Below are 10,955 nucleotides of genomic sequence, written 5' to 3' on the forward strand. Positions count from 1 at the left end.
ATGATCAATACCAGATCTTCCGGAGCAAGCCTGGGCACAAGAAATGCCACACATTGCCCTGCGTATCACCCAGAACCAGTAAGCGTACGTAACACGCTGGTGCTTCCTCCATGCCGTGACCACAGCTATGACAATTGACCGCTGCTATTGCTACGATGTCTCGTTTGCTACGCTCTGCGATGTCTCGTGCACAACCGGCGCCCAGACGGTAGCGGCGTTGCAAGAGGAAGTCTGCTTTGGGCACAACTGCGGCCTGTGTCATCCCTATGTGCGCCGCATGCTGCGCACCGGGCAGGTTACGTTTCATGAAGTCATTGCGGAAGCGGATGAACCGGCTCCAACAGCGCACACGTCATGAATCTTTCTGCAGGCCTGTACCGTGCATCCGGTGTGCTTGCTTCTTGCTGATGCCGCCCGTTTATGGCCACTTTGCTATACGTATTTCCGCATCCTGATGACGAATGCTTTGGCCCTGCTCCGGCGCTGGCCCGACAACGCGCCGACGGCCACGATGTGCATGTGCTCACGCTTACGCGCGGTGAGGCCACCACGCAGCGCCATCGTCTTGGGCTTAGCAAAGACGAAATGGGCGCAGTGCGCTTCGGAGAGATGCAGAACGTAGCCCGCGCACTCGACCTGTCGTCGCTCGACGTGCTCGACCTCCCCGATGGCGAACTCGCGAACCTGTCGCCACTGGCCATTGAGGAAGCTGTGGCGCAGCAGCTTGTGCGCCTGCGGCCCGATGTGGTCGTTACGTATGCGGTGCACGGGGTTAGCGGCCACCCGGACCACCTCGTTACCCATGCTGTGGTAAAGCGCGTCGTGTGCAGCGCTGTATCGCGCGACGAATTGCCCATTCGACGGCTCGCCTTCTTTACCATACAAGACAGCGCCCCCCACCGCCCCGCTCACCTCCAGACCTCACCCGACGATGCCATCGACTGCATCGTGCCGGTTGATGAGGAGGCGCTCGATACGGCGCGCACTGCGCTGCATTGCTACGAGACATATGCCCCTGTCATCGACGAACACCGTCCGCTCAAAAGCGTGCGCAACGGGGTGTGCTTTGAGTGCTTCCGAGAGGCGCCTACCCCTCGCCTCACGGACCTAACAGCGCATCTTCCGCATCGCGTGCCCCTCGGCTCCTCCTGACAGTGATTCTGCCGCCTTCATGGTTGCCCCCGCCCGATACTTCTCGTGGATCGCCTGTAAGCTGGCCGTTCCAGTGGTCGGCGTTGTGGGACTCGGGGGACTTGTGCTCGGGCTTTCCGTGGGGGCGAGTCTGGCCAGTGCCTTCATCGTTGGACTTGTTGCGTATGCCGCTGTGTGGGGGCTGCTGCACAGGCGATTGCAGACCATCCATGACCTGCTGCATCACCTGCGCGCTCACCGCTTCGAAGAGCTGGGCACCAGCCCCTCGCCCCGTGGCGACGAAATCGACGGCCTGGTGTGGGAGTTGCATCGCACCGGCCAGATGCTTAACCGAGAGATCGACGACATGCGTCGCATGGAGAGCTATCGGCGCGAGTTCATCGGCAATGTGTCTCATGAGCTTAAGACCCCCATCTTCTCCATTCAGGGCTTTGCCGAAACGCTCTCCGATGGTGCGCTCGAAGACCCGTCGGTAAACCACGCCTTTCTGCAAAAGATTGTGCGTAACGCCAATCGCCTCGACCGCCTGGCGCGCGACCTGTCCGAGATTGCTGGCCTCGAAACGGGCACCATGGACATGCAGGTAACGGCCTTCGATATTGATGCGCTTGCGGAGGAGGTCATTGAAACGCTTCAGCCGAAAGCCGAGGAGCAAGACGTACAGCTTCGCCTCGATATGCCTGCCGATCCCCTCCCCGCCGTTGAAGGCGATCGGGAGCGCATCCGCCAGGTCCTTGTGAATCTCATCGACAATGCCATTAAGTACAATGAGCCAGGGGGATACGTAGCCATATTGGCAACCCCAGTTGATGGCGCCGTGCGTGTGGCTGTGCGCGATGACGGCATTGGCATCCCCGAACGCCACCTGAACCGCCTTACCGAACGCTTCTACCGGGTCGACAAAAGCCGAGCCCGTCACCAGGGCGGATCGGGGCTCGGCCTGTCGATCGTAAAGCACATTCTAAGCGCGCACGACGCCCAACTGGACGTGGAAAGCACTGTAGGCAAGGGCTCCACATTTACGTTTGTGCTACCGGTTGCGTAGGCGTTGCGCCAACTGCTCGGCCTTCTCCTCGTGCGAGGACCTATCCTCAGGCTCCATATCATCGAGGAGCGGCTCTTGTAGCGCGTCATCGCTGTGAGCCCGGTCCCACGCCTCACTGGTCACAATCGTCTCCAGGTGTTGGATGCGCCGGTTCAGGCGCTTGCGTTCGGCCTCCCACTCCGTACGCAGCGCTTCGAGTTTCTCCTCGGTTTCCTCGGTCGATGCGCCAATCTTGCGCTGTTCAGTTTTGAACTCCAGCCACTCCTCAAACGCGCTGTACACAAACACGATCAGGACGATCAGTATCCACCAGTATGTGCCCAGAAACTCAAGTAGTTCGGTCATGATGGTAGGGGCAACTATAGTTGTTTAATCAAGATCGGGGCCATCATTAAAGCAGACGGGGACGCATAGCGATGCGGTACGTGTTTAGCGACGTGTCGTCCAGGGGACGTGCAGTGCCAATGGCATTTGCCCCACAGATTGCCGGGGACGCAAGCGGTACCGACAGGGGGCGGCACAGGGTACCCGGCTATGGGGTTCCTTAGCCCGGGCGATCATTGAGGCCCGCTAAACAGATACGCGATGCGTCCCCAAGGGATGGTCGAAAGAGAACCTACACGTTCCTACGATACCGTGTCATCCAGCAGGTCGCGGTAGAAGTCGAGCGTCTGCTCGGCGATCGCCGTCCAGCTAAACTGCTGCACCACGCGCTCGCGCGCTTTCTCGGCCATGGAAGCACGGCGCTCCGGGTCGGCCAGAAGCCTGTTCACGCCGTCGGCCAGGTCGGCGGCGAAGGCGTCTGGATCTTTGGGGTCGAAGTCGTCGCCTTCGTGCGCTTCAAACGACACGAGCAGTCCCGTTTCGCCATCGACCACGACTTCGGGGATGCCGCCCACTGCCGAAGCCACGACGGGCGTATGGCAGGCCATGGCCTCCAAGTTGATGATGCCAAACGGCTCGTAGACCGACGGGCACACAAACAGTGTGGCATGCGAGTAGAGCGTAATGACTTCGTCTTTCGGCAGCATCTCGTTGATCCAGACCACATGATTGCCCGACTCGGCCTGTGCCTCTTCAACGAGCGCCGTCATCTCCTCCGCAATCTCGTCGGTGTCGGGTGCACCGGCACAGAGCACCACCTGCACATCGTCGTCCATGTCGTGGATGGCGCGCACCAGGTGCAAGATCCCCTTCTGCCGCGTAATGCGTCCTACAAACAGCACAAACGGCTGCTCGGGGTCTACGTTGTGCTTGCGGAGTACCTCGTCGTTGTGGCGCGGCTGGTACTGGTCGATGTCGATGCCGTTGTAGATGGTGCGGATGCGCGAGCGAGGCACGTCGTACAGTTCATGCACATCGTCTTGCATGGCTGAGGATACCGCCACCACGCCATCGGCATTCTCGTAGGCGGTACGCTCTACCCAACTCGACCCATGGTAAGCCGTGCCGAGTTGCTCCACTTTCCATGGACGGTGCGGCTCCAGCGAGTGCGTTGAGAGCACCATCTTCGCCCCCGTCAGCTGCTTGGCCAGGCAGCACGCCAGGTGCGAGTACCAGGTGTGGCCGTGCACAATGTCGGCCTCTTGCACCGAGCCCGCCATAATCACATTGCGAGCCATCGCATCCAAAAACTTTGCGTGGCGCGGGTCCTGGTTCGGAATATCGGGCGCTGTGACGCCCTGAACGTCAAGGTTGCCCTGGTCTACGTCTTGCTCGCCAAAGCTGAGCACCTGCACATGGTGTTCGCCATCGTCGGCAGCGGCCATTTCGCGGGTCAGGTACTCCACATGCACGCCCGCGCCACCGTATACGTTGGGCGGATACTCATTCGTTAAGATGACAATATTCATACAGGTACGTACGTCGAATCCAAAAAATAGGAAGAAGGTAGCTGGAGGGATGCACAGGGCGTGCGATGCAGCATAAACAGGCATCACACCCTGTGACATCCCAGCTTCTTAGATAATAGTGCCGTCGGGAATCACCGTGTTTTTCGGGATAACTACGATGCCATCGCGAATCATATAGTTCTCGCCTTCGGCTTCTTCGGTGTTGTCACGGTTTTTGATGACACAGTTCTTGCCGATCGACACGTTCTTGTCGATGATGGCCCCTTCAACGTACGACTCCGCACCGATGCCCGGTCGTGCGGGTCCTTCGCGCCGTCCCATTCCTTCTTCGTCTTGCCATGGGTAGTGATCGGCGCCCATGAGCACGGTGTTTTTGAGGGTCGTATTCTCCCCAATGTACGACCGGATGCCCACCACCGAATTGGCAATCTGGCTGTTGATGACAATGCTTCCCTCGGCAATCAGCGAGTTCTGCACATAGGAGCTTTGCACCTTCGCCGGAGGCAGCATCCGCGCATTGGTGTAGAGGGGATGGTCGGGGTCGTACAGGTCGAAGTCGGGCTGGTCTTTGGCCAGCATCATGTTGGCTTCGAAGAACGACTTGATGGTACCAATGTCGCTCCAGTAGCCGCCAAACGGATAGCTGGCCACGCGGTGCGAGTCGATGGCACGCGGAATAATGCCGTGGCCAAAGTCGTGGTCATCGGGGTAGGCGTCGAGCATCTCGCGCAAGAGCCCCTGGTCGAAGATATAGATGCCCATTGAGGCCAGGTAGATGCGGTCCTCTGCCTCCATTTCGGCAGAAACCGGGCTGCTCTTGCCCTCGAGTTCGTCCGCTGCGGGCTTCTCCGAAAACTCGGTGATGATCTGCTCATCGTCGGTCTTCAGGATGCCAAACGCCGGCGCTTGTTCGGCAGTCACCGGGATGGTGCCGATGGTGATATCAGCCCCAGTTTCCTGGTGATGCGCCAGCATCTTGGCATAGTCCATCGAGTAAAGCTGATCGCCCGACAGGATGAGCACCTGCTTGTGCTTGTACCCCTCCATGTGGTCGAGGCTGCGCCGCACCGCATCCGCCGTGCCCTGAAACCAGTCTTTTGATGCCGGGGTCTGCTCGGCCGCAAGCATCGTCACAAAGCCGTTGCTGAAGCGGTCGAAGCGGTAGGCCCGCGCAATGTGGCGGTTCAGGCTGGCCGAGTTAAATTGCGTGAGCACAAAGATGCGCTTAATCCCCGAGTTCAGGCTGGTCGAAATGGGCACATCGATAAGACGGTAGCGCCCGGCCAGCGGCACAGCCGGTTTGGCGCGCAGTTTGGTGAGCGGGTACAGCCGCGTGCCTGCACCTCCCCCTAAAATGACGCTAATGACGTCTTTGGAGATGTTCATAAGGAAAAAACGGGTCGCAATGGGAGGAATGACGAGAAGCGCTACCGTAACATGCGAAGTAGAAGGTTCAGGAGCAAGGTCAAAATTACGCTGACCACGATCATCGTGCCCAGCGGCAGGTAGACCCGCATGGATTCCGTCTGAAACGACATGTCGCCTGGCAGTTGGCCCCAGTCGATGACGGTGCTGCTAATCCAGACCAGACTGCCGATCACGATGAGCAACAGCCCACTACCAATGAGCCATCGTGCAATGCTGGGTATATCCATAGCAAAAGTGTCGTTACGCGTTGATTGCTTACATTATGCGTAGCACACGGCAGTACGCCGCTTTCCGAGCATACACGACTCGTTGAAATTTCGTGGCACCTTGGCGCAGACGCTCCGTGTATATTTATGTCTGTGTTCTCCTGGCTTAATTGTCTTGTGCCCATGCTCAACACCGTACTTGTGCTTATTCACATTGTGACCGCATCGGCTTGGTTTGGGCTGGGCTTGCGTCTGGCCGGGAAAGCGCGTGCGGTCCTATCTCTGGAAGGAGCCGCTGCCGCTGCCCTCGCGGAAGATACGCGCAGCACCGTTACATGGATGAACGGGTTTATTGTGCTTACGCTGGTGTTTGCGTACGCCAACTTCTTTACCAGCGGCGGTTTTGCTGCGTACGGTCCGCAGTTTCATGCGGCACTGACTCTCATGCTGGTGCTGGTGGGCGTACAGTTTTTCATGATTCGTCCGGGATGGAACACCCTGGCCGATCTTGTGAGCAACGGCGCAGACGCTACAAGCGATGCTGCCGACAGCGCGCGCAAGAAAGTGGCCATTGGCACGGGCATCGGCCACCTGCTGTGGGTTGTGCTGCTTGTACTGATGTACTTCGATCAACTGATCGGTCCGATGCTATAATGCTGCTATGACAGAAAATTGCTTCACCATTCATACCACCTCCGCATGCGTCGTTGATGTATGGAGGGATGGACGTGTGGAGGGTTGGAGGAGTACACCGTTCATCGGTAGCTGTTAGATCGCAGCAAGTGGTGCCTCCCAAGCAGTCATCTCGGATAATCCCGACTCCTGTCGGGAGTAGAGCCGGGATCTTTTGCGGCCTTCCATGCCAATCCTTCGCCTGAGCTACTCAACCATTGACCTGTGACACAGCAGTAGCTCAGTAGCAGAAGCTTCTTGCAGGTGGCAAGTCATGCGGTGCGGTCATGGGGTTCCGCGTGCGATGAAAGCATCATCGAACCGGTGTTTGAGCGCTTCCTGCACCGCCTTGGCGTCATCGCGGGTGGCCATTGGACCTACACGCACGCGGTAGTATGGCGTCTGCCACACTACGCGCACGGGCGGGTCGTCGTAGCGGTGCAGCGGCTCGGGGCGCGTGTCTACCTCCTCCCACCACGCCGCGGCCTCTTGCCACACCGCCTCGGCATCGGATCGTGCATCGGCCATGCCCACTTGAACGAAGAACGCGCGCTCGGGCATCGCCGGAGCTGCTTCGGTATCGTCGGTCTCCTCGCTCGTTAGTCCCACCGACTGGCAGCCCATCAGTCCCAGCGCTGCGACCACAAGAACGATGACGATCGACACACCGCGTGGTGATACGTGTGCAGATGTGGTAGATGTGTGCGTTGACGTTGATGCGTGCATGCCTTGCTTCCCCATTATGAACAGTTCCAGCCCAATGCATTGCGGCTTCGTTGCACCCTGTGCACCGAACGCTTGATCCCCGGCGGTGTAGTTCCCATATTGCACTCCGTTGCCCCACCTTCCTAACTGCTCTCCTACGCCTTCCTGTTATGCTTGACTTTTCCTACCGCCATGTGTTCACGCTCGTACTTGGGCTGCTCATTGCGGCCTGGCCAGCCCATGCGCAAGATCGCGACGCCTCTGAGGCCCGTGTGAGCTCCAATGCCGAGGTTCACCAAACCATTGGCACCACCGAGGTCCGCGTTACCTACGGACGCCCGAACGTGCGCGGACGCGACATCTTTGGCGACCTGGTCTCCTACGATACGGTCTGGCGTACCGGAGCCAACGAAGCCACCACAATCACCTTCTCCGACGATGTGCAGGTGAACGAGGAAGACGTGTCTGCTGGTACCTACGCGCTGTTCACGATTCCTGACGAAGATAATGCCTGGACGCTCATCCTCAACAACACGCCTAACCAGTGGGGCGCGTACGATTATGAGTCGGACGATGACGAGATGCGCACCACGGTCGAGGCATATCAGGCCGACTCCTTTCGAGAGCAGATGACGTTTACGTTCGAAGCGGTCGATGAAACTTCGGCTACGCTGCTCCTGCACTGGGCCGACACCGCCGTTCCAATTCCGCTCACCACTGCCTCTGCCGAATGACGTTTCGCTTTCCTACCTCCTGGTCTTGCGCATGCTGGTTCTGGGGGATGCGCAGCATCGCGACCGTTGGCGGGGCTGTGTTGCTTGTGTTGAGCAGCGGCTGCACTACGCCGACGCCTGACCCGAGCACGAACCTCGATGCCTACCTCGATACGGTCATTGCTGCCCATGGCGGCGATGTGCTCGACCGGGCCACTGTTACGTTCACCTTTCGCGGCGACGACTTTACGCTCCGCCGTAACGAGGGCCAGTTCCGCTACGAGCGCGTTACAACGGATTCAACAGGCCGTCGCATGGTAGAAGGACTCACCAACACCGATGTGTATCGCGTTGTAGAGGGCGACACCACTGCGCTCTCCAACGAAGAACAACGCACAATAGCAACCGCTGTTAACTCGGTAGCCTACTTTGCGCTCTTGCCGTACCCGCTTCAGGATCCCCCTGTGCAAGGCACCTATGCTGGTGCCGATACCGTAGCGGGCACCGCGTACCATCGCGTTGCTGTGTCGTTTAGCGAGGGGGGCGGCCAGGATTACCAAGATGAGTTTCTGTACTGGTTCGACCAGGCCACCCACGCACTCGACTACATGGCATACGCGTACGGTATAGGTGGGCCTGCCGAGGATCAGGGCACGCGGCTGCGGGAGGCCTTCAATGTGCGCACCGTCAACGGCGTACGCATCGCCGATTACTACAACTATCGTGCTGCGGGCATAGGACCCGAAACGCTGGATGCCTATCCCGACTCGCTGGCCCAGGACGCTGTTGAGCAGGTTTCGACGGTTGCACTGGAAGACGTACGCGTAACGCCGCTGCCGTAGGTTGAGGACGAGTTCTACCCGTCTCATCCATTTTCTTGCCGTTGTCTACTCGGGATATGCGTAGTGAGATGAAGCAACTGTTTTCGGACGGTCGGTCTGTTCTTGTTGCCTGTTTGGTAGGTGGTATCGTTCTTATCCTTGCGGGCTGTGGAGGCGACTCTGATTCCTCCTCCGAATGCGCCACCGAGGCCGGCGACCGGGCGACGTTCCAGTGCGACAGTGGGACCGTGATTCAGGTGGAGCATCCAACCGATTCGACAGCGGTACTGACATACGACGACCAAACGCTCCGTCTGACGAACGCGCCTTCGACCAGTGCAACACGCTACACGGGCGACAAACGCGAGTGGTGGGTGAAGGGGCGCGGCGAAGGAGCCCGCGGCACGCTTTTCGCACGGGTCAATCCGATGACCGGCCCGAGGCGTTGGAAGACTGCGTACAGGAGTAGGCCATTGATACCAACTCCGCATGCGTAGTTGGTGTGTGGACGTGCGAATGAGCGATGCTGTAACCGGATTTGGCATTCCCTCTGGTTCGGTTAGCAAATGATCGTATACGAACCGGCAAAGCTATTTCGTTGAACAAACAGCATCGTATCATACCACAGCTTTGCATCCTCCCAACGGACCCATCATGAGATTTATCATGTCCCGACTCTTTTTTCTTGCTTTTCTGCTTCCTCTGCTTGCAGGGCAGCCTGCTGTTGCTCAAGACAGCACCTCGAACGCACGCACCATTCAGGTGGAGGGCGAGGCCACTGTGCAGGCTACGCCCGACCAAGCCACAGTGCGCTTTGGTGTCGTAACACGCGCCGACGCACCCGAAGCCGCTCGCGAAGGGCCGTCTCGACGTCTTCCAGATCTACGAGGCGCTGGTCGTGGACGACATCCGCCGCGCCGCCGACGTGTTCCGCCCGCAGTGGGACGACAGCGACGGCCGGTACGGCTGGGTCTCGCTCGAGGTCGATCCCCGGCTGGCCCACGACACCGAGCGCACGATCGCCGAGGCCGAGCACCTGTTCGGCCGGGTGGACCGCCCCAACGTGTTCATCAAGGTCCCCGGCACCGCCGCGGGCGTGCCGGCCGCGCGGCACCTGCTGCGGCACGGCGTGCCGGTGAACATCACGCTGCTCTTCGGCCTGGACCGCTACGGCGAGGTGCTCGAGGCGTACCTCCAGGCGATGGAGGAGCGCGTCGAGGCGGGCGACTCCCCGGACGTGGCCTCGGTCGCGAGCTTCTTCCTGAGCCGGATCGACGTCGCCGTCGACCCGCTGCTGGACGAGATCGCTGCGCAAGGGGGCGAGCTGGCCCCGCGCGCCGCGCGCCTCAAGGGCCGCATCGCGGTCGACAACGCCAAGCTGGCCTACCGCGACTGGCAGGCGGTCGTCGCCGGAGACCGCTGGCGCGCCCTGGCGGAGGCCGGCGCCCGTCCGCAGCGGCTGCTGTGGGCGTCGACGGGAACGAAGAACCCCGACTACTCGCCGGTGATGTACGTCGAGCCGCTGATCGGGCCGGACACGGTCAACACGATGCCGACGGCCACGCTGGACGCCTACCGCGAGCAGGGGGAGCCGGCCGAGCGGATCGAGGAGGGCGTGCAGGAGTCCGAGGCGCGCATGGCGGAGCTGCAGGCGCTGGGGATCGAGATCGACGCCGTCACCGCGCGGCTCGAGGACGAAGGGGTCGAGAAGTTCGTCACGCCGTTCGAGTCGCTGTTGGGCACGCTGGAGGAGGCCACCGCCGAGGCGGACTGACCGACCTCGGCCCGGCGCCTCGGCCCGGCGCCTCAGCCCAGCGCCTCGGCCGGGCTCAGTCCGCGAGGCGCCCCCGGAGCAGCGCCACGTAGCCGACCGCCGCGACGAAGGCGAAGAAGAACCATTGCGCCGCGTACGACAGGTGCGGGCCGCCCTCGGGCCGCGGGGCGTCCGGCACGATCGGCAGCGCGGCCTCGGTCGCCGTCGCGCCGTCCGCGTCGGTCGTCGCGCCGTCGAGGACGAGGCTGGCGCGCTCGAGCTCGATCAGGAACGGTGCCAGCGGCACCGGGATCTGCGGCTGCAGCCGGTCCACGTCCGGACGCGCGATCCGCTGAAGCGGCCCCTCGGGCGGATCGCGCGGCGCCAGCGCCGCCAGCCGTCCCGAGGGCGCGTCCGCCTCCGGCATCAGCCGGCCCTCCACGCGGACGACGCCGGCCGGGGGCGCCCACGGCGGCAGCGACGGGTCGTCGACCCGGTAAGGGATCCAGCCGCGGTCCACCAGCACGGCCGGCCCGTCCACCAGCTCGCCGTCGGCGCCGACGCGCTGAAGCGGCGTGAGCACGTGGAAGCCGGGCCGATCGTCCAG

The 10,955-nt window shown here is 61.0% G+C and carries 13 protein-coding genes and 2 pseudogenes; 9 read left to right on the forward strand and 6 right to left on the reverse strand.

Annotation, left to right across the window (positions count from 1 at the left end; all coding sequences use genetic code 11):
* Nucleotides 1-127: 127 nt before the first annotated feature.
* The 3 genes from R6U20_RS08645 to R6U20_RS08655 all read left to right on the forward strand — a co-directional run bounded on the left by R6U20_RS08645 (nt 128) and on the right by R6U20_RS08655 (nt 2,197).
* The gene (locus R6U20_RS08645) at nt 128-358 is read left to right on the forward strand and encodes a (2Fe-2S)-binding protein (protein WP_410337457.1); all 231 of its coding nucleotides are present in this window, start codon (nt 128-130) and stop codon (nt 356-358) included.
* 62 nt (nt 359-420) lie between these two features.
* Nucleotides 421-1,152, forward strand: coding sequence for a PIG-L deacetylase family protein (locus tag R6U20_RS08650; RefSeq protein WP_410337458.1), 732 nt, complete (start codon nt 421-423; stop codon nt 1,150-1,152).
* A gap of 19 nt (nt 1,153-1,171) precedes the next feature.
* A complete protein-coding gene (locus R6U20_RS08655; RefSeq protein WP_410337459.1) occupies nt 1,172-2,197 on the forward strand; it encodes a sensor histidine kinase in 1,026 nt (341 codons plus the stop codon).
* On the opposite strand, the gene R6U20_RS08660 is transcribed toward R6U20_RS08655, so the two are convergent.
* The 4 genes from R6U20_RS08660 to R6U20_RS08675 form a co-directional block, all read right to left on the reverse strand.
* Nucleotides 2,183-2,542: a hypothetical protein gene (locus R6U20_RS08660; protein WP_410337460.1), complete on the reverse strand. Its 360-nt coding sequence runs from the start codon at nt 2,540-2,542 to the stop codon at nt 2,183-2,185. The two genes, R6U20_RS08655 and R6U20_RS08660, sit on opposite strands and share 15 nt — an antisense overlap.
* Nucleotides 2,543-2,823: 281 nt before the next feature.
* Complete coding sequence (gene glgA / locus R6U20_RS08665) at nt 2,824-4,050, reverse strand: glycogen synthase (protein WP_410337461.1); 1,227 nt, start codon at nt 4,048-4,050, stop codon at nt 2,824-2,826.
* A gap of 108 nt (nt 4,051-4,158) precedes the next feature.
* Nucleotides 4,159-5,436: a glucose-1-phosphate adenylyltransferase gene (locus R6U20_RS08670; RefSeq protein ID WP_410337462.1), complete on the reverse strand. Its 1,278-nt coding sequence runs from the start codon at nt 5,434-5,436 to the stop codon at nt 4,159-4,161.
* 41 nt (nt 5,437-5,477) lie between these two features.
* On the reverse strand, nt 5,478-5,705 hold the full coding sequence (locus tag R6U20_RS08675) for a DUF2905 domain-containing protein (protein WP_410337463.1): 228 nt from the start codon (nt 5,703-5,705) through the stop codon (nt 5,478-5,480).
* Between the two features lie 126 nt (nt 5,706-5,831).
* Between R6U20_RS08675 and R6U20_RS08680 the strand changes: the two genes are divergently transcribed.
* On the forward strand, nt 5,832-6,338 hold the full coding sequence (locus tag R6U20_RS08680; protein ID WP_410337464.1) for a hypothetical protein: 507 nt from the start codon (nt 5,832-5,834) through the stop codon (nt 6,336-6,338).
* A gap of 303 nt (nt 6,339-6,641) precedes the next feature.
* On the opposite strand, the gene R6U20_RS08685 is transcribed toward R6U20_RS08680, so the two are convergent.
* Complete coding sequence (locus R6U20_RS08685) at nt 6,642-7,022, reverse strand: SPOR domain-containing protein (RefSeq protein ID WP_410337465.1); 381 nt, start codon at nt 7,020-7,022, stop codon at nt 6,642-6,644.
* Nucleotides 7,023-7,231: 209 nt separating this feature from the next.
* On the opposite strand from R6U20_RS08685, the gene R6U20_RS08690 reads away from it, so the two are divergent.
* The 5 genes and pseudogenes from R6U20_RS08690 to tal all read left to right on the forward strand — a co-directional run.
* Nucleotides 7,232-7,795: a DUF2911 domain-containing protein gene (locus tag R6U20_RS08690; RefSeq protein ID WP_410337466.1), complete on the forward strand. Its 564-nt coding sequence runs from the start codon at nt 7,232-7,234 to the stop codon at nt 7,793-7,795.
* Between the two features lie 47 nt (nt 7,796-7,842).
* The gene (locus tag R6U20_RS08695; RefSeq protein WP_410337467.1) at nt 7,843-8,616 is read left to right on the forward strand and encodes a DUF6503 family protein; all 774 of its coding nucleotides are present in this window, start codon (nt 7,843-7,845) and stop codon (nt 8,614-8,616) included.
* Nucleotides 8,617-8,684: 68 nt separating this feature from the next.
* A complete protein-coding gene (locus R6U20_RS08700; RefSeq protein WP_410337469.1) occupies nt 8,685-9,092 on the forward strand; it encodes an MliC family protein in 408 nt (135 codons plus the stop codon).
* Nucleotides 9,093-9,261: 169 nt separating this feature from the next.
* A pseudogene (locus tag R6U20_RS08705) lies at nt 9,262-9,456 on the forward strand (SIMPL domain-containing protein); the annotation flags it as partial.
* 4 nt (nt 9,457-9,460) lie between these two features.
* Nucleotides 9,461-10,369 (forward strand): annotated as a pseudogene (gene tal, locus R6U20_RS08710) (transaldolase); the annotation flags it as partial.
* 55 nt (nt 10,370-10,424) lie between these two features.
* Here the strand turns inward: tal and R6U20_RS08715 are convergent.
* Nucleotides 10,425-10,955, reverse strand: a 531-nt coding sequence (locus tag R6U20_RS08715; RefSeq protein WP_410337468.1) for an SURF1 family protein, incomplete at its 5' end; no start/stop codon positions are given.

Source organism: Longimonas sp. (assembly GCF_046498435.1).
Taxonomy (GTDB): domain Bacteria; phylum Bacteroidota; class Rhodothermia; order Rhodothermales; family Salinibacteraceae; genus Longimonas.

Bases quoted from the DNA above. Each gene is read 5' to 3' on its own strand.
- R6U20_RS08645 (WP_410337457.1), top strand. From the start codon at position 128: ATGACAATTGACCGCTGCTATTGCTACGATGTCTCGTTTGCTACGCTC.
- R6U20_RS08650 (WP_410337458.1), top strand. From the start codon at position 421: ATGGCCACTTTGCTATACGTATTTCCGCATCCTGATGACGAATGCTTT.
- R6U20_RS08655 (WP_410337459.1), top strand. From the start codon at position 1,172: ATGGTTGCCCCCGCCCGATACTTCTCGTGGATCGCCTGTAAGCTGGCC.
- R6U20_RS08660 (WP_410337460.1), bottom strand. From the start codon at position 2,542: ATGACCGAACTACTTGAGTTTCTGGGCACATACTGGTGGATACTGATC.
- glgA (WP_410337461.1), bottom strand. From the start codon at position 4,050: ATGAATATTGTCATCTTAACGAATGAGTATCCGCCCAACGTATACGGT.
- R6U20_RS08670 (WP_410337462.1), bottom strand. From the start codon at position 5,436: ATGAACATCTCCAAAGACGTCATTAGCGTCATTTTAGGGGGAGGTGCA.
- R6U20_RS08675 (WP_410337463.1), bottom strand. From the start codon at position 5,705: ATGGATATACCCAGCATTGCACGATGGCTCATTGGTAGTGGGCTGTTG.
- R6U20_RS08680 (WP_410337464.1), top strand. From the start codon at position 5,832: ATGTCTGTGTTCTCCTGGCTTAATTGTCTTGTGCCCATGCTCAACACC.
- R6U20_RS08690 (WP_410337466.1), top strand. From the start codon at position 7,232: ATGCTTGACTTTTCCTACCGCCATGTGTTCACGCTCGTACTTGGGCTG.
- R6U20_RS08695 (WP_410337467.1), top strand. From the start codon at position 7,843: ATGCGCAGCATCGCGACCGTTGGCGGGGCTGTGTTGCTTGTGTTGAGC.
- R6U20_RS08700 (WP_410337469.1), top strand. From the start codon at position 8,685: ATGAAGCAACTGTTTTCGGACGGTCGGTCTGTTCTTGTTGCCTGTTTG.